At 43.1% G+C, this 25,932-nt stretch carries 18 protein-coding genes and 1 pseudogene; 15 read left to right on the top strand and 4 right to left on the bottom strand.

Going from position 1 to position 25,932, the window contains the following annotated elements:
* The first annotated feature begins 174 nt into the window (after positions 1-174).
* From ACDJ59_RS13385 to infC, 4 genes are all read left to right on the top strand, one after another.
* Complete coding sequence (locus ACDJ59_RS13385; protein WP_413409390.1) at positions 175-1,182, top strand: LLM class flavin-dependent oxidoreductase; 1,008 nt, start codon at positions 175-177, stop codon at positions 1,180-1,182.
* A gap of 99 nt (positions 1,183-1,281) precedes the next feature.
* Positions 1,282-2,034, top strand: coding sequence for a metallophosphoesterase family protein (locus ACDJ59_RS13380; protein WP_100528824.1), 753 nt, complete (start codon positions 1,282-1,284; stop codon positions 2,032-2,034).
* 444 nt (positions 2,035-2,478) lie between these two features.
* Positions 2,479-3,411: a manganese-dependent inorganic pyrophosphatase gene (locus ACDJ59_RS13375; RefSeq protein WP_017688903.1), complete on the top strand. Its 933-nt coding sequence runs from the start codon at positions 2,479-2,481 to the stop codon at positions 3,409-3,411.
* Positions 3,412-3,531: 120 nt separating this feature from the next.
* Positions 3,532-4,023: a translation initiation factor IF-3 gene (gene infC, locus ACDJ59_RS13370; protein WP_091031425.1), complete on the top strand. Its 492-nt coding sequence runs from the start codon at positions 3,532-3,534 to the stop codon at positions 4,021-4,023.
* Positions 4,024-4,204: 181 nt separating this feature from the next.
* On the opposite strand, the gene ACDJ59_RS13365 is transcribed toward infC, so the two are convergent.
* On the bottom strand, positions 4,205-5,029 hold the full coding sequence (locus ACDJ59_RS13365; RefSeq protein ID WP_413409387.1) for a protein-glutamine gamma-glutamyltransferase: 825 nt from the start codon (positions 5,027-5,029) through the stop codon (positions 4,205-4,207).
* Between the two features lie 210 nt (positions 5,030-5,239).
* On the opposite strand from ACDJ59_RS13365, the gene ACDJ59_RS13360 reads away from it, so the two are divergent.
* Positions 5,240-7,987 carry a PAS domain S-box protein gene (locus ACDJ59_RS13360; RefSeq protein ID WP_413409386.1) on the top strand — a complete coding sequence of 916 codons (2,748 nt, stop codon included), beginning with the start codon at positions 5,240-5,242 and terminating at the stop codon, positions 7,985-7,987.
* Between the two features lie 83 nt (positions 7,988-8,070).
* Here ACDJ59_RS13360 and ACDJ59_RS13355 read toward each other — a convergent pair whose 3' ends face one another.
* Positions 8,071-8,283, bottom strand: a complete 213-nt coding sequence (locus tag ACDJ59_RS13355) for a hypothetical protein (RefSeq protein WP_017688899.1) — start codon at positions 8,281-8,283, stop codon at positions 8,071-8,073.
* 117 nt (positions 8,284-8,400) lie between these two features.
* On the bottom strand, positions 8,401-9,048 hold the full coding sequence (locus tag ACDJ59_RS13350; protein WP_413409384.1) for a hypothetical protein: 648 nt from the start codon (positions 9,046-9,048) through the stop codon (positions 8,401-8,403).
* Positions 9,049-9,759: 711 nt separating this feature from the next.
* Here ACDJ59_RS13350 and ACDJ59_RS13345 point away from each other — a divergent pair.
* The 4 genes from ACDJ59_RS13345 to ACDJ59_RS13330 all read left to right on the top strand — a co-directional run bounded on the left by ACDJ59_RS13345 (position 9,760) and on the right by ACDJ59_RS13330 (position 16,478).
* Positions 9,760-11,454: a M3 family oligoendopeptidase gene (locus tag ACDJ59_RS13345; protein WP_413409383.1), complete on the top strand. Its 1,695-nt coding sequence runs from the start codon at positions 9,760-9,762 to the stop codon at positions 11,452-11,454.
* 247 nt (positions 11,455-11,701) lie between these two features.
* Positions 11,702-12,853 carry an iron-containing alcohol dehydrogenase gene (locus tag ACDJ59_RS13340; protein ID WP_413409382.1) on the top strand — a complete coding sequence of 384 codons (1,152 nt, stop codon included), beginning with the start codon at positions 11,702-11,704 and terminating at the stop codon, positions 12,851-12,853.
* 157 nt (positions 12,854-13,010) lie between these two features.
* Positions 13,011-13,949, top strand: coding sequence for a tyrosine-type recombinase/integrase (locus ACDJ59_RS13335; protein ID WP_413409380.1), 939 nt, complete (start codon positions 13,011-13,013; stop codon positions 13,947-13,949).
* Between the two features lie 42 nt (positions 13,950-13,991).
* Entirely contained in the window at positions 13,992-16,478 is a 2,487-nt protein-coding gene (locus tag ACDJ59_RS13330) for a hypothetical protein (RefSeq protein ID WP_413409379.1), read from the top strand.
* Here the strand turns inward: ACDJ59_RS13330 and ACDJ59_RS13325 are convergent.
* Positions 16,449-17,537 carry a hypothetical protein gene (locus tag ACDJ59_RS13325; RefSeq protein WP_413409377.1) on the bottom strand — a complete coding sequence of 363 codons (1,089 nt, stop codon included), beginning with the start codon at positions 17,535-17,537 and terminating at the stop codon, positions 16,449-16,451. The two genes, ACDJ59_RS13330 and ACDJ59_RS13325, sit on opposite strands and share 30 nt — an antisense overlap.
* Positions 17,538-18,167: 630 nt before the next feature.
* Between ACDJ59_RS13325 and ACDJ59_RS13320 the strand changes: the two genes are divergently transcribed.
* From ACDJ59_RS13320 to ACDJ59_RS13295, 6 genes and pseudogenes are all read left to right on the top strand, one after another.
* On the top strand, positions 18,168-19,337 hold the full coding sequence (locus ACDJ59_RS13320; RefSeq protein WP_036608767.1) for a glucose-1-phosphate adenylyltransferase: 1,170 nt from the start codon (positions 18,168-18,170) through the stop codon (positions 19,335-19,337).
* A gap of 26 nt (positions 19,338-19,363) precedes the next feature.
* Positions 19,364-20,467 (top strand): glucose-1-phosphate adenylyltransferase subunit GlgD, encoded by a 1,104-nt coding sequence (gene glgD / locus ACDJ59_RS13315; protein ID WP_413409376.1) that lies wholly within the window; start codon positions 19,364-19,366, stop codon positions 20,465-20,467.
* A gap of 469 nt (positions 20,468-20,936) precedes the next feature.
* Positions 20,937-23,369 carry a glycogen/starch/alpha-glucan phosphorylase gene (locus ACDJ59_RS13310; protein WP_036608763.1) on the top strand — a complete coding sequence of 811 codons (2,433 nt, stop codon included), beginning with the start codon at positions 20,937-20,939 and terminating at the stop codon, positions 23,367-23,369.
* 121 nt (positions 23,370-23,490) lie between these two features.
* Positions 23,491-23,583 (top strand): annotated as a pseudogene (locus ACDJ59_RS13305) (AraC family transcriptional regulator); the annotation flags it as partial.
* Positions 23,584-23,624: 41 nt separating this feature from the next.
* Positions 23,625-24,083: a VanZ family protein gene (locus tag ACDJ59_RS13300; RefSeq protein ID WP_413409374.1), complete on the top strand. Its 459-nt coding sequence runs from the start codon at positions 23,625-23,627 to the stop codon at positions 24,081-24,083.
* 122 nt (positions 24,084-24,205) lie between these two features.
* Positions 24,206-25,918 carry a glycoside hydrolase family 13 protein gene (locus ACDJ59_RS13295; RefSeq protein WP_413409372.1) on the top strand — a complete coding sequence of 571 codons (1,713 nt, stop codon included), beginning with the start codon at positions 24,206-24,208 and terminating at the stop codon, positions 25,916-25,918.
* Positions 25,919-25,932: the final 14 nt, after the last annotated feature.

Raw genomic sequence — 25,932 nt, 5'->3', positions numbered from 1 at the left:
TTTTGCATGTTTTTTGCACAAGTGTGGTAATAAAGAGAATAACTAAAGTTTGAAACTGTAATAATTAATGTTACAATGGAATGGGCAAGAATGAAGTGAGCAAAAGCGCGTAATATTCGCAGATCTCATATTCACAGTACTTATGGACCTAACAGACGAGAGGATTGAATATATATGAAACTGAGTGTACTCGAACATGGACATATCAATGAAGGACGAAGTGTACAGGATACGTTGCAGGAAACGGTGAAACTCGCGCAACATGCGGATCAATTGGGGTACTCCCGTTTCTGGATGTCGGAGCATCATGGTAGTGGTGCACTGTCTTTCTCCAGTCCAGAAGTTATGATTGCACATGTCGCAGCATTTACGGATCGAATTCGTGTAGGTTCCGGCGGTGTCATGCTGCCTCATTATAGTGCCTATAAGGTTGCGGAGAATTTCCGTTTGCTGGAAGCTCTGCATCCGGGACGCATTGACCTTGGGATTGGCAGAGCACCAGGCGGCATGCCGATTGCCAGCAGAGCGCTGAACGAAGGTAAATCATCGAATGTACAATTCTTCCCGCAGCAGATTGCGGATCTGGGCGGATACTTCCACGAGCAATTGCCTGAGGATCATCGGTTCGCATCTCTTGTAGCGGGACCATCGGTTCCAACCGTTCCGGAAGTGTGGTTGCTGGGTTCTAGCTCCGAAGGTGCGAGAATTGCTGCAGCGCAAGGGACATCGTATGCGTTTGCCCAATTCTTCGGAACACCAGGCGGCGAAGAAGCGATGAAACATTACCGAAGACATTTCAAGCCGTCCATCCTGAATGACAAACCACATTCAATGATTGCTGTCTCGGCATTCTGCGCGGAGACAGAGGAGGAAGCTGCTGAACTTGCGCGTAGCAATGAACTTTTCTTCTTACGCCTTGGACGAGGTCTTGAACAAAGTTCATTCCCATCCCTGGAGACGGTGAACAACTATCCATTCACAGCGATGGAGATGGAACAGATCCGTCAACGCCGTTCTTTTTCTATCGTGGGTACACCGGATCAGGTGAAAGATAAAATTACCGCAATGGCTGAACGACATGAAGCAGATGAAGTTATTATCGCGTCAGCAGTCCATTCGTTTGAAGCACGTCTGCGCTCATTCGGCTTGATTGCAGAAGCCTTTGGACTCAAGCAGGACTAATGGTAAGCAAGCGGGAATAACTACTCTAAACAGACTGGAATCTTGCTCATGCAAGGTTCCGGTTATACTCTTGCGTGATCAGGGAGAGGAGAGATTCACATGCGCAGATGTGTCATTAGTGATATTCATGGCTGTTACGATGAATTTAATGCATTGCTTAAGCTCGCAGATTATAATCCGCAGCAGGATGAATTGATTTTACTCGGTGATTATGTGGATCGAGGTCCAAGCAGCAAACAGGTCATCGAACAGATTATGCAGCTTCAGCAACAGCACCATATTATGGTGATTAAAGGCAATCACGATGCCATGATGGTCAAGGCGTTAACCCAGGATGTTGAGCAATATGATCAACACTGGATCCGTAATGGTGGATTACAGACGATGGCAAGTTATCTGGATCTGGAGCTTACATACGATGAGCAGCAGATAGATTGGGAAGCTTATGCTGAAGCCAAAAAGTGGATACGTACACACTATGAACACCATCTTCGTTTTCTGGAACAGCTTCCGCTGGTGTACGAAATTCCGGGTTATATTTTTGTACATGCCGGGATCAACCCGGATATCGAGGATTGGAGAAGCCAGTCCGAGCGGGACTTTATCTGGATTCGTGAATCATTCTATTCCAGACCAACGACGATTAGAGAGACGGTCGTATTTGGACACACCCCCGTGAAGCATTTGCATGATGAGACAGGCATATGGTTTGACCCGAGCGGAGACAAAATTGGCATTGACGGCGGTTGTGCCTACGGAGCGCAATTGAACCTGCTGGAGATTAGTGAAGACGGGAGTCTACAGACCTTTTTTGTACGGCAAGGGCAGAGCGCGGAAGAGCCTGAGATTTAATGTTTTCGTTGCGTATCAGAGTTTCGTATGCTAATTTATAAGGTTGTACGATGGAATAAATAGGATACATACCATATCAGCTTGAGGGGAATGAACCAAGTTTGGCTATTTTCCAAAATGACTTGCCTGAGAATGATTTGCAATTAATTCGCTGTAAAGGGATTGGAATTAAGCCTTATTAGCGCTATAATCAGTAGGGTATGATTGAAATATGACATATATTTTCTATATAAGTTCAACTAAACTTTTTACACCAGAACGGAGAGGACAGAAAAAAGCTGGAGAAGCGGAGCGTTCGCCTTTATCACCGGATTTTCCCTTTAAAAGGGAATCAAAAAATCTGGGGATAACAGCGATCGGAAGGTTATTCTGTCATCGGAGTGGCAAGTGTAAACATTCTTTGGTTGAACTTATATAAATCAGAATTGACGGAGGGCTATGAATATGGAAAAAGCGTTAATCTTCGGTCACAAAAATCCCGACACGGATACGATCTGTTCGGCAATCGCCTATGCGGATCTGAAAACAAAATTGGGTCAGGACGTTGAAGCTGTTCGTCTCGGCGAAGTCAATGGTGAAACCCAGTTTGCACTGGATCAATTCAAAATTGCAGCACCGCGCCTGATTAAAACCGCTGCAAATGAAGTAAACAAAGTTATTCTGGTTGACCACAACGAGCGTCAGCAAAGTGTAAGCGATATTGAAGAAGTGACTGTTGTTGAAGTTATCGACCATCACCGTATTGCTAACTTTGAGACAAGCGGACCTCTGTATTTCCGTGCAGAGCCTGTAGGTTGTACAGCAACCATTTTGAATAAAATGTACAAAGAAAATGGTATCGAAGTGAGTGCACCAATTGCTGGCTTGATGCTGTCTGCGATTATCTCCGATTCCCTGTTGTTCAAATCCCCGACTTGCACAGAGCAGGACGTAGCCGCTGCACGTGAATTAGCTGCCATTGCTGGTGTAGATGCAGACAGCTATGGTCTGGACATGCTGAAAGCCGGCGCGGATCTGAGCCAAAAAACAATTGCTGAACTAATTTCCCTGGATGCCAAAGAATTCGTAATGGGTCAATCCAAAGTGGAAATTGCACAGGTTAATGCCGTTGACGTGAATGACGTTCTCGTGAAACAACCTGAGCTTGAAGCAGCTATTGATGCGATTATCTCCAGTAAAGGTCTCGACCTGTTCGTATTTGTCGTAACAGACATTCTGAACAACGATTCCGTAGCTTTGGCATATGGTACATCCACTAAAGCAGTGGAGAAAGCCTACAATGTGACGTTGTCTGATAGCAGAGCTATCTTGAAAGGCGTAGTATCACGCAAATCACAAATTGTACCGGTTCTGACGGAAGCATTCAACACGCTGTAAATCAAACCGATTGGCGTATTTGTACGCTGATATGTATTACAAATAAGTAGTAACACCATCCTAGCCTGCTCTGATCCGTAAATGGTCAGGACAGGCTTTTGATGTAGAGGAGGAAGAATCATGATCAAAAATGAAAAGATCAAAGCAGCCGAAGTGCAGCTGACCGGCCTGAATGGTGAGGATCTGGGTGTGATGTCCACGCAGGAAGCACTTCTACTTGCGAAGCAGCATAAAGTAGATCTGGTGTGCTTGTCCTTGATGACGAGTCCACCACCATGCAAGCTGATTGGAGCTGGAGCAGCCAAAGCGGAAGCACAGCAGGCGAAGAAAAAAGCGAGTAAATCCCCCGATAAACGTAAAGTAAAGGAAATTCGCTTGAACCTTGCGATGGAAGATCATGACCGGGATACGAAGCAATCTCAAGCGGAGCGCATTCTGAAGAAGGGTGATTCGGTGAAACTCGTCATCCAGGTGCATGGAGCCAAAGAAGGAGTTGCAGGCAAGGAGTGGGCTGAGCAGCTGAGCAAATCGCTGGCTGAATTCGGTAGCAAAACGACAGGTGTTCAGGTAAGTGGTAAACAGGTTGTTGTGCAACTGGACCCGAATGCGTAAACCGCCAAGAGCGATCCTCGATGTAGGACAAAGGTAACGCGAATGTCGATAAAGTAATGATTTTTTGGATGTAAAAAAAGCCCAATGAGGTGGCAGGTTAACTGCTGCTGTATTGGGCTTGTTTGTCATTACTTGGATTGAGGTATTGTTCGCAATTTAATGCAAAAGCCGTTTCCGTAGTTCAGCTGCGTAAATAACGGCTGCCACCAAGTCGTACATATAACTGTCCGGGTAATACAGGCGTAGAACCAGCGGCCATATTATTCTGGCTGTTTTTGGCGAATCGGGATAAATAAAAGAAGTCCGGATAGATCACCATATCCATTAAGTAGGCGGAGACTCGACTAACTGGAACGCGGAACTGATTCAGGGTACGTATAATCTCTTCGCCACTTGCAATACCAATGCCATGACCATAATACAAGTTCTCGCGCAGCATGAACGTATTCTCTCCCTGCCACTCGGGGGTTTCCGGAGAAACATCCGGATTTTTGAAATACAGCACATCTCCTGGCAGGGCGGTTTCGCTACCGTTTTTTTCGGTTAATCGCAGGTCACTGTCATAATGCCAGTCAAAGAGTAACAGATTTCGAAACAGGGAATTAAAGGCGTCTTCGCGAATGCTTCCCAGCACGCCACCATACAGCACAATAACGGTAGCTGTTGCACATTCAAAAGCATATAAGTGACCATTCCTCCAGATATCCCGGATGCCGTCGGCGGGGGTCACGTTTGATCTTAGCTCAAACCCACCTTCCGCATTACGATTCCAGTAGGCAGGATTACATCTGGATTTTTCAAAGGATGCAAAACTCACACCGCTTCGATCCAATCCTTCCGCTGCATCCACGAGAGAGCCCCTCAAGTCCCACTCAAAACGAAGATGATCCATGGATTGGTACACATACCTTGTAGGACGATTCTGGAGTTGCTGTAACCAATACCATTCAAAATCAGACCATTCCGAGCGGTTCAGTTCTACGGGTTGATTTGCGACAATGATCATAATCTATAACCTCCGTTCCTATTCGAATACTCAACATTGTATAATCAGGAGAGCACGGGTATTGTGTAGTATATGTCGATTCATGCAGGGATTTTGCCCGATCTCGTTTATCAATCATGGCATTTGGGGTAGTACTCTATAGATGAAGTTATGTTCAGGTCGATCTAATCATACGGAATACATTCAGATTCTCATAAAGGAGGACATGTAATGTCGAAATCCATTACAGAGAGCCGATCTCTGTTCGAACAATTGTATACGCACGCACCAATCGGCATTGCTGTCGCATCGCATGTAAATGGACGATGGTTGCAGCTTAATCCTGCATTTTGCGAGATGCTTGCATACAGTGAAGATGAACTGATCGATACTTCGGTCATACATATGATCTACGAAGAAGATCTGCATATGGAGGAATTCCGCAGCAAGTTCTGGGAAATGACTCATGAAACAAGTCCGATGTACGAGACGGAGGTTCGTCTGAAACGAAAGGACGGTTCATTATTATGGGCTACCATTAGAGCTTGCATTGTTAGGGATGAAACGAATGGTGAGCCATTGTATCTGTTGGTACAGGCTGCTGACATTACGAAACAAAAAGATGCAGAGGAAATCCTCATTGTGCAACGTAAACAATTGGAAGAGAGCAGTCGCATCTCTCGCCTGCTGGCGGAGTCTTCACTAGACCTGATTGCAATACATGATGCCGATTCAAGTCGTACCTTTAAATATGTATCAAATGCATGTAAAAGCATGTTGGGCTATGAGTTAGAAGAAGTTATAGGCAAGCCGGGAACATTTGTGATCTATCCGGAGGATGTGCCTTTGGTTGAAGCGTACGTAGAAGAGCAGAGAAAGGGTCTGGCTCCCAAACGGCTCAATTATCGCCTGTTACATAAGGATGGATCTACGGTATGGGCAGATACGATTACGCACTATGTATATGACGATTCAGGTGAATTAATGGAGATGGTCGCAGTAACCCGGGATATCACAGCCAGCCAGCAACAACAGTTAAGCATGCAGGAGTACAGATCGTTATTTGACTGTAATCCCCTAGGTGTGGCTTCTCTTGATCTGGAAGGCAATCTGCTGAAAGCCAATATGGGTCAGGAACAGTTGACAGGACACACCAAGGAGGAGCTGCTGAGTCGGCCTTTTGATCACCTCATTGATCCTGTGGATCTGGAGAAGACTCGATATCATTTTGAGGAAACGGTGAAGGGCAATGCACAGAGCTACGAGATAGGTTTAATTCACAAAAATGGGCAGCGAATTGAAACAAATGTGATTAATGTTCCTATTATACTTGAGGACAAAGTTGTTGGGGTCTACGGGATTACGAGTGACATTACTGAGTCCAAACGTTACGTCGAGGAAATCGAGAATCTTAGTTATGAACGGGCATTGATTTTGAATGGCATGTCTGAAGGTGTTATTGGACTGGACCTGGAAGGGAATCTGAACTTTGCCAATCCGGCCGCTGCGGAGATCATGAACTTCTGTCCAAGTGAATTGAATGGCAAACCATTAGAGCAGATGATGATCCAAATGCAGAGCGAAGGCATCCCCTACCCATCCAAGGATACACCAATTCTACAGGCTGTTCGTGAGGGACGAGGTCTGCCGCGTACCGAATCCGTATTCTGGAGACCGGATGGATCCAGTTTCTTGGCGGAGTTCCAATTGAAGCCGATTATGGATCAGGGTAGAACCCGCGGAGCAGTGTTGGTTTTCCGTGATATGACATCTGTTAAGGACATCATACGTGCCAAGGAAGCAGCAGAGCATGCAGACCGGGCAAAGTCCGAGTTTCTCGCCATCATGAGTCATGAGCTTCGTACGCCATTAAACGGCATCATGGGCATGGCCCATCTGTTAATGGAAACCGAGCTGGATGATGAACAGAAAGGTTTTGCGGAAATCATGATTGATAGCGGCGAATCCCTTTTGTACATTTTGAACGAAATTTTGGATTTCAGCAAAATCGAAGCAGGCAAAATGGATCTTGAGCGCGCACCTGTAGATATTAAGGCGATGCTGGGTGGGGTGATCGAGCTGTTTGCACTGAAGGCATCAGAGAAAAATATTGAACTCTATTGTGAAGTGTCGGATCACATTCCTGAACGCATTCGAGGGGATGAGACACGAATCCGGCAGATTTTGATTAATCTGGTGGGTAATGCTGTTAAATTCACAGAGCAGGGCCGTATTATGGTGAGTGTAGGTGCTGATTTCTCAGATGAGCATGGTGAGGATAACCTGATGTTGACCTTTAAGGTGAGAGATACGGGGATTGGCATTCCAATAGAAAAGCAGCATCAGTTGTTCCAATCCTTCTCACAGCTTGATCCGGCCATCAATCGCAAGTTTGGCGGGACAGGTTTGGGGCTTGCGATCAGCAAAAAACTGGTGGAGTTAATGGGCGGAGCGATTGGCGTACAGAGTGAGATCGGTGAGGGGGCAGAATTCCAGTTCACCCTCGTAGTGGAGCGCTGGTTAGAGGAAAGTAATGACCCGATTGAAATCACCACGAATGATGAACTGCAATTGGATCGAGCGAGTCTTGCCCATGACATCAAAATTTTGATTGCTGAGGATCAAGCGGTCAACAGTCATCTGTTGGAGGAGATGCTGCGCAAATTTGGCGGAGTATGTGATATCGTTGAGAATGGTGCACAGGCCGTCGATTCATTGAACAAGGTTCAATATGACCTGGTGTTTATGGATATTCAAATGCCAGTTATGGATGGGATTGAAGCGACCTGCCACATCAGACAGAGCCACCCAGAAATACCGGTTATTGCAGCGATTACAGCTTTTGCAGGCGCCGGTGACCGTGAGGAGTGTCTGAAATGCGGGATGCAGGACTTTATCAGCAAACCGTTTCATTCCACGGAGATTAGCCGCGTACTGAATACATGGGTTCCATATATTCGCTCTCAAAGGGTAACGTAACGGAAAAATAACCTGTGCCTTGAAATTCAAGGTACAGGTTATTTTGTCATTTAATCAAATTAGTTGGCACCTGACAACAAAAATCAGGACCAGCCTCCGATTAAACCGGAGAGAGTCACACATTCGTCATCTTCCAAATCTGCAATCAGAGTGAGTTCTTCGTTGTCTTGTGGATCAACGGAGAATAATTCACGGCGTCCGTCCTCATGCACAATAATGACTAACTGATGGCCGCCCTTTGTATCAAACTGGTACTTAACTCCGATACCAGGTAGTGGGCATTCGCGGATATTCATGAAACCTGTCACCTCTTTAGCTTTGCTTAATAAAAAATTAACCGTTCACACAGTACGGATGTATTCTACTATCCATAACACCGTTTGGCAAGTCACAATTAAAATTGGTGTGAAGAATTAATTTTTTTCGCGATGTGATCTTGCACTATGGCGCTGTCTGGCCCGTCTGCGACGAACAAAAAACCAAATGAGCAGAGCAGCGATTAATAATAGACCAATGACTGCAATTATGATGATATTCCGGATATTTGGGACCTGTACAGTCAGATCCAGTTTATTCATCTGGAGGGGTGAAACGTGCCAAATGAGCGTTTTTCCGCCATCCTCCACTTGATCCGCATTGGAATTGGCTGCCTTGATGGGCAAAGACAACTTAAAGTCAAAGTTAACATCTTTTAACAAGAGGTTTTTAAGAAAGCTAGGCACCTTGTTCATTTGATTTTTGATCTCACCATCGGGCATGGACTCCATGAGGTCGGCTTCTGCTGTAATGTGCATCTTGGAAGTGAAGAAGCCGGGTGAAGTTGATTGTTCAACCTTGATCCCTTGTGGTAACTTGGACGTATCAAAGCTGGTTTTATTGCTTTTTTCATAATGGCTGGTCGCTGTGAGCTGCTTCTGATCTCCCTGTTCCGAAACCTCTGCCTGGAAGTTATTTCGATTCAATGCATCTGCGATCAGAGGCATGAGATTGTCTTGTCCAATTTTTCCAAGAGCGGAGTTCTTTACGTTGAGATTGAGATCCAGATCCGTTGATCCATCCATATTTACCGTTAGATGGGCTTCTCCATCAGCACAGGCGGTTAAAACCGATAACATAAGGGCTAATAAAACAGTAAGAAATAGCTGACGTAAGGGGATGCGAGTTGACATGTCTTTCAACCTTTCTGCGTAAAAATCCAAATTCCATTTCATAGAAGTATAGTATACACCGTAAGCATGGCGGATGAAACTTTGAACCGTGCAGTGAGGTACGTATGATTTAGTGTGATCGGGGAAATAATCCATTTATTAAAATTAAAGATTTCGTATTTTTGTCAATGTTCGGTCAATTCAAACGGCGCTTCACCGTGTACACTAGTAGTAGTGTGATGAATATACGGAAGCAGGGAGGTTACATTCATGACATATATCATTATTATGGCCATTATTATGGTCGTGGGCATGGTCGGAATGGGCTGGTTCTATCAGATTATGGATAAAGACCAAAGCTAGTATTTTTAAATGTGAAAAGAAGAGACAACCTATAAGCTGGCTTCGCTAACGCGAGGCGGGCTTATTTGTGTGGGGAAAATTTTTGAGACGCTGACCTTACATTAGCACGTAATATATGTAACCATTCATGTTGCGAAATTTGACCGATGGACAAATATTTTTCGTAAAGATGGGATTTTTTAGCTGCTCTTTTGTATAATAGGGGGTAGTTTAACTCGGGATACTCCCGAAATTCTGCCAAACAGGAAAGGGTGTACATAAATGAAATTTAGTGAGTATACGTATACACGTCCGAATCTGGAACACATCAAGACATCTTTCCGTGAGCTGTTGAGCGGTTTTGAAGCTGCGGCAACGGTTGAAGAACAGAGTGGGTTCATGGATCAGATTAACGCGCTGCGCAGTGATTTTGAGACGCAGGCCCAATTGGTCTACATCCGTCATTCCATTGATACCAATGATGAGTTTTACAAAGCAGAGAACGAATTTCTGGATGAGAATGCACCAATTGTGCAGGAATATATTACAGATTTTTACCGTGCATTGGTTAACTCCAAATTCCGCAATGAATTGGAACAAAAATGGGGTTCACAGCTGTTCCAGCTGGCGGATCTTTCACTGAAAACATTCAGCCCGGAAATTATTGAAGAACTCCAGAAGGAGAACAAACTTTCCACAGAATACAATCAGTTGATCGCATCGGCCAAAATTCCGTTCGAAGGTGAAGAGCGCACGTTGCCACAGCTTCATCCATTTGAACTGTCCACGGATCGCTCCATGCGGGAGCGTGCTTCGGAAGCCAGATACACTTTCATGGCTGAACATGAATCTGAATTCGATCGCATTTACGACGAACTGGTTAAAGTGCGTACACAGATCGCGAAGAAACTGGGTTATCCAAGCTATGTGGAACTCGGCTATGATCGCATGAACCGCACGGATTACAACGCCGAGATGGTTGCTAACTTCCGGGCACAAGTTCGCGATTATATCGTGCCTGTGGCGACCAAGCTCAGAGAGCGTCAGCGTAATCGGATTGATGTGGATACGCTGTATTATTACGATCAGGGCTTCAGCTTCAAGACGGGTAACCCGACACCTAAGGGTGACGCGGACTGGATTATCGATAATGGTAAAAAAATGTACGCTGAATTATCACCAGAGACAGATGCATTTTTCCAGATGATGACCGAAAACGAGCTTATGGATCTGGTAAGCAAAAAAGGTAAACAGGGCGGCGGATATTGTACGTTCCTGAACGATTACAAAGTGCCGTTTATTTTCTCCAACTTCAACGGTACATCCGGTGATATTGATGTATTGACACATGAAGCAGGTCATGCTTTCCAGGTGTATGAGAGCCGTGATTTTGCAGTGCCTGAATACAACTGGCCGACATATGAATCGGCTGAGATTCATTCCATGAGTATGGAGTTCTTCACATGGCCGTGGATGCAGTTGTTCTTCAAGGAAGATACGGACAAGTACAAGTTTGATCACCTGTCTTCCGGTCTGTTGTTCATTCCGTATGGTGTAGCTGTGGATGAATTCCAGCATTTTGTGTATGCGAACCCGGATGCAACTCCAACGGAGCGTAAGCAGGCATGGCGTAACATTGAGAAAACCTATCTGCCACACATCAATTACAAAGATAATGCGTATCTGGAGCAGGGTGGTTTCTGGCATAAGCAGGGTCACATTTTCTCATCGCCATTCTATTACATTGACTACACGTTGGCACAAATCTGTGCATTCCAGTTCTGGAAACGCAGCAATGAGGACATGAAGTCCGCATGGGCCGATTATCTGACATTGTGTAAAGCGGGAGGAAGCCTGTCCTTCACTGGATTGGTTGAACTGGCTGGATTGAACTCTCCATTCGAGGATGGCTGTGTATCGTCTGTAATTGGTGATATTGAGGCATGGCTTGACGGCGTGAACGATAAGGCGCTGTAAGCCTTCGTAAGGATGCTTTTAGTGAAAGTACCTTCGGTTAAGGTATAAGTATTGGATAAAGCTTTAAGATAGATAACTAAGACGGCTTGGAGACCTTCGGGTGTCTGGGTCGTCTTTTTCATTACGGGGAAAAATCAACCTCAAGTGTAACATTTATCGGATTCATTGTGATTTATTTCACTATATCTGAAAACGGATTCAGTTACAATGGAGATAGTAAATCAGGGGTTACAGGAGGCTGGTTCAAATGGCAACACATGCATATTATGTTCCGCCCGTGAACTTGATGGGTAGAGGCTGTTTACAGGAAGCAGGTCAGATGATTGAACAGATGGGTATCCGCAAGGCGCTGGTTGTAAGTGATCGCCAATTGATAACTTCAGGCGTTGCTGAACAGGTACTGTCTATACTAAGAAAATCAGGGTTAGACTATGTAGTATATGATGAGGTTCAGCCTAATCCAACATGTCAGAATGTACATGATGGACTACAAGTATTCCAGAATCATGGCTGTGACGCCATTATATCGATAGGCGGAGGTTCACCGCAGGATGCTGCCAAAGGCATTGGCATTGTAGCTACCAACGGTGGGCATATCCGTGAATATGAAGGATTTCATCAATCGAAACATAAGTCCGTGCCACTTGTGGCTGTTAACACAACGGCTGGCACATCGAGCGAGGTGACAATAAACTACGTGATTACAGATGAGGAACGTAAAGTGAAGATGGTGATGGTGGATCGCAATAGTCTGGTCTCCCTGTCGGTTAATGATCCGGAGCTGATGCTCAGCAAACCTGCAAGTCTCACAGCGGCCACAGGAATGGATGCGTTGACACATGCCGTAGAAGCGATGGTTACACCGGGTGGATTTACAGTGACAAGTGCGACAGCTGCAGCAGCTGTTGAACTGATCTTTGAATATTTGCCAAGAGCCGTGAGAGACGGCAGTGATCTGGAAGCGCGAGAACATATGACGTATGCGTGTTTCCTTGGCGGGATTGCTTTTAATAATGCGGGCCTGGGTTATGTCCATGCGATGGCGCATCAACTGGGTGGCGTATATGATCTGCCGCACGGTGTCTGTAACGCAATGTTACTCCCCTATGTGGAAGAGTTGAACGCCAAGCATGTACCCGGCAAATTCCGTCATATTGCTAAGGCAATTGGTATGGATGTGAAGGGTAGAAGTGATGAGGAGTGTTCGGATTACGTCATTGAGGCCATACGTCAGCTATCGAAGGAAGTCGGGATCCCAGAGAAATTGTCTGAACTGGGTGTAAAAGATCCCGATGTGGAACTGCTTGCCGATAACGCGATGAAAGATGCCAGTGCACCAGGCAATCCCTATCAACCGTCCAAGGATGAAGTGATGGAGCTGTTCCGCAAAATTATATAAGTGCGAGTGTATCGAGTCGGAGGGAATCCGGCTCTTTTTTGTTTTCAAATCTCGGATATTGTATATATGCCTTTGGGCATCTTCACAAATGGAGTTCAATGCGCAATAATGTAGGTCGGGCCATTGGCAACATATGACATCGACATCAGGAGGCATCATGAGACTTAGTACAAGTAACCTAAACACCTATATTAAGCAATATGAGACTTATTTAAGCGTAGAGCGAAATCTATCCCTTAAATCCATTAAAGCCTATCTGTCTGATCTCAACAGACTTGTAGAATGGCTTGATACTAAACATATCCATGATGTAACCAGAGAAAATTTACGCATGTATCTGGAACAATTAAACAGTGAACACACACTTAAAGACTCGACCATTAAAAGAAAGTACATATGCTTCAAAGCATTTTTTAATTATTTGGTTCAAAACGGTGATATAATCGAGTCCCCAATTATTGGTTTCGGAAAAAAATTCAAAACGGCAAGACGTATTCCAAAGACACTCTCTGTCAATGAGGTTGAAAAGTTATTAAATGCACCTCAAGAGCACATGAAACAATTACACACGAGTTTTAGAAGAAGAATCAACCTTCGCAACGATGCTATTATTGAACTGCTCTATGTTATTGGAATTCGTATTGGAGAACTAGTGAATATTGATATGGAGCACATCGATCTCGAAGAGAAAACCGTATTGATTTTTGGAAAAGGTCGTAAGGAGCGATTGCTCTACATCTCAAGTAGCGAGGTTATCCATAAAATTAAAACATGGTTGCATGCCCGCGAACATTTCGACCCCCAATCTGATGCCTTGTTCCTCAATAAATATGGTGATCGACTCTCTATTTACTCCATTGAGGATATTTATTCTAAATACAGGGACTTATCTAAGGTTAGCAAAAAATCAACACCGCACTATCTCAGGCACAGCTTTGCTACACACCTTCTGAACAATGGTGCAGATTTACGCTCAGTGCAGGAGATTCTCGGGCATACGAACGTTAGCACAACCCAAATTTATACAGAGGTGTCTGTTGAACGGAAGAAGGATGTGCTTTCACGGTTTAATCCGAGAAATAATTTTAAAGTGTAGAAAAAGACCTCCAAATAACTATAAATTATTTGGAGGTTGCGAATGACTCACTCTTTACTACATCATCAACAGGAAATTAAGCAACATATTTTAGGAGGAATAAGAGATAACAGAAAGTTATTTCTTATTGAAGGCTTATCTGGAACAGGAAAATCTTACCTCACTCATAGTATTATCAGTGAATTATCATTGATAGATGAGTTTGAAATTTTTCTTATGGAAGGAGATAGCCAGTGTATAACTAGAGATTATTATCCTTTTGAAAGATGCATATCTTCAAAAAAAAGTGGTTTGAAAAATCGGAATAACAGTAAAACACTAAAAAAAACAGTATCCAAAGCAAGTAAAGGTATTCCCTTTGTGGGAGACTTAGCTGAACATATCTCAGAAGAGTTTCTTAATCATAATGATAACAAATTCGATAAAGACAATTCTTATTTAACGGATTCTGAAAGAAGCATAATATATAGAATACGTTATCTAACAAAAAAAAGAATTGTGTTTATCATAGAGAATTTTCAATTTTGGGATGAAAAGTCAGTAAGTTTAATTTATCAAATTCTAAAAGAGAGAGAGAATAACCTATCCATTCTAGAAGAACTTGTAATTATTATTAATTGGACATCGGATCAGGCTTTAAATAACGAGAAATTCAAAAATGAAATTCTTAAAGAATTTCATTTCGACACGTACTACCTAAATGTTATCGAAAAAGTTGGATACAAATCTGCACTGGTATCAATGGGTTTACTGAAAGAAATTAACAATGATTTAATCAACGGGTTATACTCTATAACAGGTGGACATTTGCATCTTACCAAAGAAATCATCCAATTTTTTAACCATTCTTCTATAGAATCGACTGAATTGATAAGCTTAGGAAATACAGAGAAAATTATGACGTTGATTGAAGACCGACTAAAAAATCTTGGAGCAAGAGGCGAAGTTATCTCTGAAGTCTTAAAATATGCTTCTATTCTTGGTATTTCTTTTACCTTTTTTGAACTTGAAAAAATAACTAAGAAAAACCAAGCTGAGTTACAACAAATTATAACTGAAGCAAATAAACTGTATTTTGTGGAAGAAAACAATAAAAAAGTTAATTTTGTACATGAGATTATTCGTAATTTATTTGAGAGCAAATTAGAAGATAAGAAAACATATTTCCAAGCTTATGCAGAGTGTCTAAAAGTAATTAAGCCAAATGACTATATTGCGCGAGCACGTGCTCTGTTAAAGGCTAGTTATGTAGATCAAGCGGCATTGCAATACATTCTTGCTTATGTAAAAAAACTTCGTAATTCAGAAACAATTAATCATGACTTCTCTCAAGAAATATTGATGTCTGTAAGCGAGCTTCGTGCTGCTGAATATGTTGATATCATGCAACAAGCCTATTCAGACTATTTGAACAAAGATTTTGATAAAGTTATTGAAGAGTTAGGGTGGATTGAGGATTCTTATCCAATTTTGCTAAGAGCAGAAAGAGATTATCTCTTAGCCATGTGTTTGACAAAAAAAATAGACAGTGATTCGCGAAATAAATCTGTTTCTATCCTTGATAAGTATAAAGATATTAATTCACTTGATGGTGAAAGTGAATTATGGTCAAGAATTTTATCTTTGCAAATGATTAGTTATATTCACATTAATGATAAAACAAGCGCTATAAAAAATGAGAATTTACTTATGCATTACTTAGGTGATCGGGCATCATATGACATGGATGCAGAAGACAAAATCAATATCCTCCGTCGAAAATCAAGTGCTGTTCATTCTATAATTTTTGCTCAAAGAAGTACTATGAAAAGTGTAAAGTACTTTGGGCCATTAGAAAATGGTGGAGTTCCACTTAATCCAATTCAGTATTATTTTTCATTAAACAACCATATTGCTAACACACTGGTTTTGGGTAAGTTTGAGGAAAGTTTTGAAGATGCTACACAATTAAGAAAGTTTATCGCCAACCATAAAGGAATCCCATTTCCACGCCCTGAGATTCCTTTAAACAACTATATTTTGAGCGGAATAGCTTCAGAAAATATATCTTTTGAAAAAGGGCTAGAGATATATAATGAAATGTTTAATAAAATAAAATCAAGTGCAGATAGTATACTACTTAAAATTAATCAAGCTGTGTTGTATGCAGCAACTAACCAGTTAGATCATGCTCGGGATATACTGGACACTTTGAAAAAGAAATTGATTCGACAAAAAAATATCGAGTTATACTATCAATTCTATGTTGACTCTAATCTCATGGTAGTAGAATACTTACTGGGTAACCAATCAGAAGCTTTAGAATTATGGAATACTATTTCGTATATGCCTTCTATTGGAGATCAGAATTATTACGAAAAACGCCATGAACTCATAAAAGAATTGTTTGATTCTAACATACAGTTATCAGGATTAGAATGGTTTACTGTTATTGATAAGATGTATCCCGAATTTGTTGAACGTTCTAAAGAAAAATCATTTGGAAATGGATTCCTTATGTCAGATATTCAATTCTGGTCGGAATCCTAGGTCGTATTTTGCAATTGTAATTGCTACAAATGTAGCCAACATTTCATTATATGTATAACCTAATTCAATAAATGATTGATGAAAAGAACTATGTTTAACAATATGTGGGTTCGTGGCAATATCTGTTACAAAAAACTCATTTTTTTGATTTATTCGATAATCAACCCTCCCAAAACCTGTTATGCCTAATACTTCAGCAACTGCAGCTGTTGTCTCAATCAATTTAGCATTTATTACTTGGTTTTCTGTAGAATAATTATAAAAAGAATACTGATCCTTACCTCTTATTTCATAAGTCAAAATTTGATCAGAAAGATTTCTGCTGTCGTTCAGTTGAATTCCCATAGGAATTAAAGGCGTAATTTCTTTATCGACTACAAACGGATGCTCTACTTCATATCCTTCAATGAATGCTTGAACAATGATTTCCTGTCCGTACTCTATGCACAATTGTTCTATCATTAAATCATTTGATGATTCGTAATTAATGATGTTATTCTGATCAATCCCAATACTCGCTGATTCATTATTCAATTTAATAATAACTCTACAACCTTGAGGTGGCTTTTGTTCAAAAAGCCACCCTTTTTTTGTGTATAACCAGCTCTCAGGAACAAGGATACCATGCTGTTTCAGTAATATACCTGAGTGATATTTGTTTCTACACAGGCTAACGGTGTATGGATCGGAACTTGTATATTTTAAATTGTATAGATCGCAAAAGGCTGGTAACAACGATTTTCTGCCGATTTTTTTTCCTTTTTGGGCCATACTTAATACTATTCCAATATGATCTCTATTTAATATTGGATGTTTGCTCGTAGCTACCTTTTGTATAAATTCTGTCTCATCAAAATGAATGATAGTTCGGAAACCAAAATTTTCAAACCCTTGATTGAGCACTTCTAGCTCAGATTCGCTTAAGTACTCTGAAATTAATGAATTATTATGGTAATCTTCAAATTCATTTGTCTGGTTATCCACATTAGTTACTAGCACCACAGTCACTTTTTCTTTTTGTTGTGTTATTTCATCAAGATACTTATTAATTAATTCCACAATCTAGACCTCCAAATAATTTATAGTTATTAGTATGTAATTCCTCGATAGAATCATTCTTTAGCAATTTCTAATTACTATTTTTATGACCACGACTATCTATTCGACACATTTCTATATATTCCTCTAAAAATTTACAAATAAATTGCCGTTTTCTGATTCGTAAGACCTGCATTTTTGATTTTATAGGTTTATGGGTCTAGTAGTGTCACACTTTTACCATGAATTTTCCAAAAGGAGTTTGATTCCCTTTTATCGAATACAATATGAATAACAGCGGCACGAGAAAGGGGTATCTTACCCGCAACTTGATGTCGATGTTTTCCAGTAAGATTCCCCAGTCCGTTTCGTGTTTAATGTTAAATAGGAGTAGCCTATTTCATTGTTCACGAGCTACACCTTAAGTTCTGCATCTAACATTCACCTCTGTAAGACAGTCAAGCAATTCTACACCAGCATCAACTCTATTTCAGGCTTTACAATCCAAAGAAGTTCAACTGAAACAAAGATTCACCGTTTACACATCTGTACAGCAAGCTCCTAATCAAGACAACAGTGTCCACACAACAGAATATCGATTATGGGCTCTGAAATGAATCAGAACGAATGCACGTGGAGGAGGCTGTAATGATGGCGAAAAAAGAAGTTGTAGCGATGCTACTTGCCGGAGGGCAAGGTAAGAGGTTAAAAGGATTGACCAAATCACTGGCTAAGCCAGCTGTATATTTTGGGGGCACATACCGGATCATTGATTTTCCGCTGAGTAACTGCTCTAATTCTGGTATTGATACAGTGGGTGTATTGACTCAATATGAACCACTTGTCTTACATTCCTATATTGGCATTGGCAGTGACTGGGATCTGGATCGGAAAAACGGCGGGGTATATGTACTTCCTCCACATGAACGTGAAGACGGTAGCAACTGGTACCGGGGTACAGCGGATGCGATCTTCCGCAATCTGAACTTTATTGAACAATTCGATCCTGAGCATGTGCTCATTCTGTCAGGGGATCATATCTATAAGATGGACTACGAAAAAATGCTCCAGTATCACAAAGAAAAAGATGCGGATTGCACGATATCGGTCATTGATGTCTCATTGGAAGAAGCCAGCCGGTTCGGGGTGTTGAACACCAATGATGACTATAGCATCTATGAATTTGAAGAAAAACCTCCTGAGCCCAAGAGCACACTAGCTTCCATGGGTATCTATCTCTTCAAGTGGGATGTACTGAAACGTTTCCTGATCCAGGATGAACAACAGGCATCCACCTCCTATGATTTTGGTAAAGATATTATTCCTTTGTTGCTTGAAAACGAAAAATCCTTATATGCGTATCCATTTGAAGGTTATTGGAAAGACGTTGGTACCATTCGCAGTCTTTGGGAATCCAATATGGACCTGTTGGACGAAGACACACCGTTTAATCTGAATGATCCGGACTGGCGTATTTTCACACGTAATCCGAACCAACCTGCACAATACATCTCACCTTCGGGCAAGGTACGGAATTGTATTATTAGTGAAGGCACTGTAGTGCATGGTGAGGTCAATCATTCTGTTTTGTTCTACGGAATTGAAGTTGGTGAGAACAGTGCTGTCATCGATTCGGTGATCATGCCAAGAGTGAAAATCGGGCAAAATGTGCGCATTTACCGAGCTATTATCGCAGAAGGATTGGTTATTCCTGATGGAACACAGATATCGCCTGCACCGGAAGATGAGAGTGATATATTGCTCGTGGATCAGGAAGAACTGGAACGTCAGCTTCGCCAAGGAATAACCAGCAAGGCCTAATTGAAGTCAAAAGGACGGTGCATGCGATGAAACCATTGATCGGAGTTATTAACCTTGACCATGAACTTGAAGAATTGAAGGAATTGACGTATTTTCGCTGCGGAGCCGCGGTGCCTTATGCCGGGCGTTACCGTCTGATCGATTTTGTTCTATCTAATATGATGAATGCAGGAATTGAGAGTATTGGTGTATTTGTACGGCGAAAATATCGCTCGTTGATGGACCATCTCGGTGACGGCAAACCTTGGGATTTGGATCGCAAGCATGGGGGCATGTTTATTTTGCCACCAGACTGGAACGATCCAACAGATACATCACAAGGGGACTTGCAGCATTTCCATAACAATTTGGACTTTTTCCACAGAGGGGCAGGACAATATGTTGTGCATGCGGGCAGTCGCCATGTGACCAAAGCAGACCTCCAGGATGTCTACAGGTATCACATCAGTAAAGGAGCGGACGTTACACTGGTCTGCAAAAAAGTAGATCAGCTGCTGCCTGAGCATGACGCCTGTGTCAAAGTTGAACATGACGGGGACGGTAACGTGGTGGACATTCACCAAAGCGCTAATCACCCGAATATATATACAGAAATTTTCATCATGGAAAAAGAATTGTTCCTGCGCCAGGTGCAGCGCTGCATTGATCATGGCGAGAGCCATTTCTTCCGGGATGTGATCCAAAAAAATCCGGATGGATTGAATATCGCTGCGTATGCATATGATGGCTATCACGCGGTCATCAATTCCATTGACAGTTATTATCGCAACAGTATGGATCTGCTGAACACAGGGCAATATGAACAACTGTTCAAAGAAGATCCGATCCAGACCAAAATTAAATACGAAGCCCCTGCTAAATACCTGGATACCGCCGACGTTAAACATTCACTCCTTGCCAATGGCTGCATCGTAGGTGGAGAGGTGGAGGACAGCATTCTGTTCCGTGGTGTACAGGTGGCCAAGGGTGCCAAAATAAAAGGTTCCATCATCATGCAGAAATGTTACATTGGTGAGGGGACGGTCCTTGAGAATGTCATTCTCGATAAAGACGTGAAGCTGACCGGAGGACAGACGCTAATCGGCGACCCGTCGAATCCATACATTTTAGCAAAAAGTACTATTATCTAATGCCCACACGTAACCGATATCTTCTATAAATATATATAAAATAAAAATCCTGTAGGATGGATTTAAGGTTCATACACTTTCTAAGCATCGGGTACCACTGCTAGAGCTTTTCATACGTGCAAACGTAGTGAAGAGAACGAAATCGATTCTGAAGAAGCGTAGCGGTCGCCTAAAAGCTTTCTGCAAGAAAGCTGCTTCGAAAGCATATGCCGTCTTCAAATTTTACCCTTGATTATATAAATTCAACTTAAACATTTACACAAAACGGAGAGGACAGAAATGACCTAAAGAAGCGTAGCGCTCGCCTTTATCCCCGGATTTTCCCATTTTAAAAAGGAATCAAAAAAATCTGGGGATAACAGCGATCGGAAGGTTATTCTGTCATCGAAGTGTCCAGTGTAAATATTCTCTAGTTCAATTTGTATGAACCGCCACCATCCTGCAGGATTTCCCCGGGAGGAACCTACTTTTGTTTGACAACAAGGAAACGTTCAAGAGTATATTTACACGGAATCTGGTCAGCAAATTGGGCAAACCGATTGAAGAAGCAACACAGGAAGACGTGTACCATGTACTGGGAAGCATGATTCGTGAATATGCAGGCCAGGATTGGGCAGCGTCGAATCAGGGGTTCAAGCAGCGCCAGGATAAACAGGTCTATTACTTCTCGCTGGAATTCCTGATTGGACGTCTGCTCGGCAACAATCTGTTGAATGTGAATGAATTGGAATTGGTGCGTGACAGTTTAGCTGAGCTGGGCTTCTCCTTGGAAGAGATAGAAGAACAGGAGGCGGATGCAGGACTCGGTAATGGAGGTCTGGGACGACTCGCTGCTTGTTTCCTGGATTCACTCGCATCACTACGATATGCAGGACATGGTTGCGGGATTCGATATAAATACGGGTTGTTTGAGCAAAAAATCATCAATGGTAATCAGGTAGAGTTACCCGACAATTGGCTTGATAAGGGCAATGAATGGGAAGTCCGCCGTCCAGACAAAAAGGTGGAAGTACAGTTCTGGGGCCGAGTAGAAGCTCATGAGCAGGATGGAGAATATCAGTTTGTTACAAAAGATGCCGAATCGGTTGTCGCCATACCCTATGACGTGCCTGTCATCGGTTATGGTCAAACCCATGTGAATACATTGCGTCTATGGAGTGCCGAGCCAAAGCGCGAGACTTCACTCGACACCCCTTCGAACTACTACGGTTATCTGGATTATAGCCGATCGGTTGAATCAATCTCGGAATTCCTGTATCCGGATGACTCTCAGTATGAAGGAAAGCTACTGCGATTGAAGCAACAATACTTCATGTGCTCAGCAGGTGTACAGAGCGCCTTGCGTACGTTCAACAAGCTGGAACTACCGTATGATCGTTTGCCTGATAAAGTGGCCTTTCACATTAACGACACGCATCCAACCTTGGTTATACCAGAACTGATGCGCATCCTGATTGATGTGAAGGGTTACGGCTGGGATGAAGCATGGGATATCACAACCCGTACTGTATCGTATACCAATCATACAACGCTTAGTGAGGCTCTTGAGAAGTGGCCTGTATCCATGATCAGCAGGCTGCTGCCACGAATCTACATGATCATTGAAGAGATCAACAAACGCTTCTGTGGCATGCTGCTGGACCGGTATCCGGGAGATCAGGATCGCATAGGGCATTTGGCGATTGTTGCAAACGATCAGGTACGGATGGCGCATTTGGCGATTGTAGGCAGTCATAGCGTGAATGGTGTTGCTGCTCTGCACACCGAGATTTTGAAAGAGCGCGAGATGGCTCCGTTCTATGAACTGTATCCAGAGCGTTTCAATAACAAAACGAATGGTATCACCCATCGCCGCTGGTTGATGCATGCCAATCCGAAACTGTCGGATCTGATTACGGATACAATCGGTAACGAATGGATAACAGAGCCGGGCAAGCTGGACCAGTTGGCTGGTTTTGCGGATAATACATCATTCCAGGAGCAGTTCCGTTCAATTAAGCGGGATAACAAAGAGCGGCTTGCTGCGTATATTCTGGATCATACCGGGACAGCAGTGAATCCGGATTCCATCTTTGATGTACAGGTGAAGAGACTACACGGGTACAAACGTCAACTTTTGAACATTCTGCATGTTATGCATCTGTATAACCGGCTTAAGAATGATGCTTCGTTTGATATGGTACCACGTACGTTCATCTTTGGTGCCAAGGCAGCGCCGAGTTATTATTTTGCCAAGAAAATTATCAAGCTGATCAACAACGTGGCTGACACGGTGAATCGGGATGCGGCCGTGAATGACCGTTTGAAGGTATTTTTCCTCGAGAATTATTCCGTCTCTCTTGCAGAGAAGATCATTCCCGCTGCGGATGTTAGTGAACAGATTTCAACCGCAGGTAAGGAAGCTTCCGGTACGGGCAACATGAAATTTATGATGAACGGTGCTTTAACGATCGGCACGATGGATGGAGCCAACGTGGAGATGGCGGAGCAGGTTGGGGAAGAAAATATGTTCATCTATGGTCTGCGTGCAGACGAAGTACTTGAGTATTATCGTTCCGGCAGCTATCGTCCGAATGAGATTGTGCAGCACGATGAACGCATTCGCGAGGTCGTGGAGCAACTGGTGCATCCAGGTGCATTCTGTTATCGTGACGGGGAGTTCTGGGATATATATGACTCCTTGCTGGCCCATGGTGATGAATACTTTGTATTGCGTGATTTTGCTGCTTATGCAGACGCGCATGCTGCCATTGACCAGGCGTATCGGGATATTCCGGGCTGGACTCGTAAAGCGATATTGAACACGGCTCATTCCGGCATATTCTCCAGTGATCGTACCATTAGTGAGTATGCGACAGATATCTGGGGTATTCATCCGGTGTCCGGGAACTGGAAAGGTTAAGAATAGATTGTTAAACAAACAAGTCCCCTTGTTCGCAAGAGACATCTCTGCTGGTAAATCAACCAGCGTAGAGAGCATCTCCTTGTAGAACAAGGGGATTTTGGCATCAGTGTGTATCAATGAACGGAGGGAAGGGCCTGACTTTGAAGTGACGGATGTCTGGAAATCGACCCCTGAACAACTGGACATGAAGATCTATATCCCGTTAAAATAGACCTTACCGCTTCGCGGAATTCAAGGTCGGAGGACGGATGGATGAACGAAAAGTCGTGGCTCCACTCCAAGTGGATGTTGACCATTGTTGCTTGCATGGCAGCGCTCTACATACTGATTATGGCCAATTTACTGTTTGTTAGTGGCCGAACACCAGGCATGTATTATCAATATAATCTCGTACCCTTCGAGACGATTCGTCCACTTCTTATGGAGAGGGAGAGGTACAATACAGATACCTGGGTCAAAAACTTGTTTGGCAATATCGTATTGTTCATTCCGCTGGGCATCTGGATCCCATGGTTGTTTCGGAGGTGTCGTACATTCCTGACCTTTACATCTACAGTTGTTTGGCTTCTGCTGGGTGTTGAGGTCACACAATTGATTACACGTGTAGGTTCGTTTGATGTGGATGACATTATTCTGAACACGATCGGTGCCTGGATAGGTTACGCTGGATTTAAGTTAGTCTTATATTCACAAAAAAAGACTCGGAATTGAACCGCAGATCGCGGTCCATGACCGGGTCTTTTTGCATAAGATACCTTTCAAATGTTTATAAGGGAATCATTTCGGATAAAACATATTAACGGCTTATTTATATCGTGAGTAGAGATTATATAGTGAACAATGTTGAGAGCGAGGTGGGCGATATCGTTTGGTGGAAAGAGAGTGTCGTATACCAGATTTACCCGAGCAGCTTTAAGGATTCGGATGGGGATGGATATGGCGATTTGCAGGGAATCTATGAGAAGCTCGATTACTTGGAGAATTTGGGCGTGGATGTGATCTGGCTCTGTCCCATTTACGATTCACCAGGACATGATAACGGATATGATATCCGGGATTACTACGGCATTTTACGCAAGTATGGCACGATGGAGGATTTTGATCGATTATTGGCAGAGGCACACAAGCGTGGTCTCAAGATTATGATGGACCTGGTGCTGAATCATACGTCAGATGAACATGCTTGGTTTGCTGAATCGCGTTCATCAAAGATGAATCCGAAGCGGGACTATTATATTTGGCGTTCAGGCAAAAATGGGCAGGTGCCGAATAATTGGGAGTCCTATTTTGGGGGTTCGGTGTGGAAGCATGATCCCGAGACAAATGAATATTATCTGCATCTGTATTCCGAACAGCAACCGGATCTCAACTGGAACAATGCACAGATGGCAGAAGAGATGTATGAGATGGTGCATTGGTGGCTGGAAAAAGGGGTAGACGGATTTCGTTTCGATGCAGTAGCGCATATCGCCAAGGCAGAGGGTCTGCCAAGTGCCCACAATCCGGATAATCTGCCGGTGGTTCCAGCATATCAGCTCTTTTCCAACCTGGAACAGGTACACTCCATCCTGAAGAAACTGAATAACATGATCCTGAAACCCTACGGACCCATGACAGTTGGCGAGACTTCAGGACTTGGACCTGAGCAGGCGCTGGCTTATGTGGGGACGGATCGTGATGAGCTTAATATGGTATTCCAGTTTGAGCATATGTTTATCGATGCTAAATCCTCCGGAATTGGTAAATGGAACTATAAGGAATGGAAATTGACAGATCTCAAAGAAATCATGAGCCGGTGGCAAACGGTTTTACATGGTAGAGGCTGGAACGCCAATTATATGGGGAACCATGATCAGCCACGTCCGGTTTCCCGTTTTGGTGATGATGGTAAATATCGGGTGCGTTCTGCTCAGATGCTGGCGACATGGATGCTTACACTCGAAGGGACCCCCTACATCTATCAAGGAGAAGAGATCGGCATGACCAATGTCGCTTTCCCGAATATCGAACGATACCGGGACATCGAGACCAAAAATTATTTCAATCATTACATTGGTCAAGGTAAATCAAAGCATGAAGTTATGCAGGCGATCTGGCTGAAGAGTCGCGATAATGCCCGCACGCCGATGCAATGGGATGAGACGGAACATGCAGGGTTTACCCAGGGTCAGCCGTGGATTCAGGTGAATGATAATTATCCTGAGATTAATGTGGCTGATGCCGAAAGTGATCCGCAATCCATTTTGCATTATTACCGTAAGTTAATTGCCCTTCGCAAACAACATAAAGTACTTATCTATGGTGCGTATGAACTGCTGCTACCGGATGATCCGGATATCTATGCCTATACCCGAACGCTGGAAGATGAGCAGATGCTGGTCATTCTGAATTTCCGTGGGCATGAACCTGAGATGCACTGGCCGGAAGGTTGGACTTCCGAGCATGCCAAGTTGGTCATCAGCAATGTGAGCAGACGTTATTCTACCGATGAAGGTGCGATTCAGCTTCAGCCGTATGAAGCAAGAGTATATCGTAAGCAACGGTGACACGGAGGCTAGCG

Source organism: Paenibacillus amylolyticus, from assembly GCF_047302515.1.
GTDB classification, from domain to species: Bacteria; Bacillota; Bacilli; order Paenibacillales; family Paenibacillaceae; genus Paenibacillus; species Paenibacillus amylolyticus_G.
This window is presented reverse-complemented; position numbering and strand designations above follow the sequence as displayed.

Coding starts and splice junctions, on each gene's coding strand:
- ACDJ59_RS13335 (WP_413409380.1), top strand. CDS start 13,011: ATGAGACTTAGTACAAGTAACCTAAACACCTATATTAAGCAATATGAG.
- ACDJ59_RS13385 (WP_413409390.1), top strand. CDS start 175: ATGAAACTGAGTGTACTCGAACATGGACATATCAATGAAGGACGAAGT.
- ACDJ59_RS13375 (WP_017688903.1), top strand. CDS start 2,479: ATGGAAAAAGCGTTAATCTTCGGTCACAAAAATCCCGACACGGATACG.
- ACDJ59_RS13350 (WP_413409384.1), bottom strand. CDS start 9,048: ATGGATGGATCAACGGATCTGGATCTCAATCTCAACGTAAAGAACTCC.
- ACDJ59_RS13365 (WP_413409387.1), bottom strand. CDS start 5,029: ATGATCATTGTCGCAAATCAACCCGTAGAACTGAACCGCTCGGAATGG.
- glgD (WP_413409376.1), top strand. CDS start 19,364: ATGAAACCATTGATCGGAGTTATTAACCTTGACCATGAACTTGAAGAA.
- ACDJ59_RS13330 (WP_413409379.1), top strand. CDS start 13,992: ATGACTCACTCTTTACTACATCATCAACAGGAAATTAAGCAACATATT.
- ACDJ59_RS13320 (WP_036608767.1), top strand. CDS start 18,168: ATGGCGAAAAAAGAAGTTGTAGCGATGCTACTTGCCGGAGGGCAAGGT.
- ACDJ59_RS13355 (WP_017688899.1), bottom strand. CDS start 8,283: ATGAATATCCGCGAATGCCCACTACCTGGTATCGGAGTTAAGTACCAG.
- infC (WP_091031425.1), top strand. CDS start 3,532: ATGATCAAAAATGAAAAGATCAAAGCAGCCGAAGTGCAGCTGACCGGC.
- ACDJ59_RS13380 (WP_100528824.1), top strand. CDS start 1,282: ATGCGCAGATGTGTCATTAGTGATATTCATGGCTGTTACGATGAATTT.
- ACDJ59_RS13300 (WP_413409374.1), top strand. CDS start 23,625: ATGAACGAAAAGTCGTGGCTCCACTCCAAGTGGATGTTGACCATTGTT.
- ACDJ59_RS13360 (WP_413409386.1), top strand. CDS start 5,240: ATGTCGAAATCCATTACAGAGAGCCGATCTCTGTTCGAACAATTGTAT.
- ACDJ59_RS13345 (WP_413409383.1), top strand. CDS start 9,760: ATGAAATTTAGTGAGTATACGTATACACGTCCGAATCTGGAACACATC.
- ACDJ59_RS13340 (WP_413409382.1), top strand. CDS start 11,702: ATGGCAACACATGCATATTATGTTCCGCCCGTGAACTTGATGGGTAGA.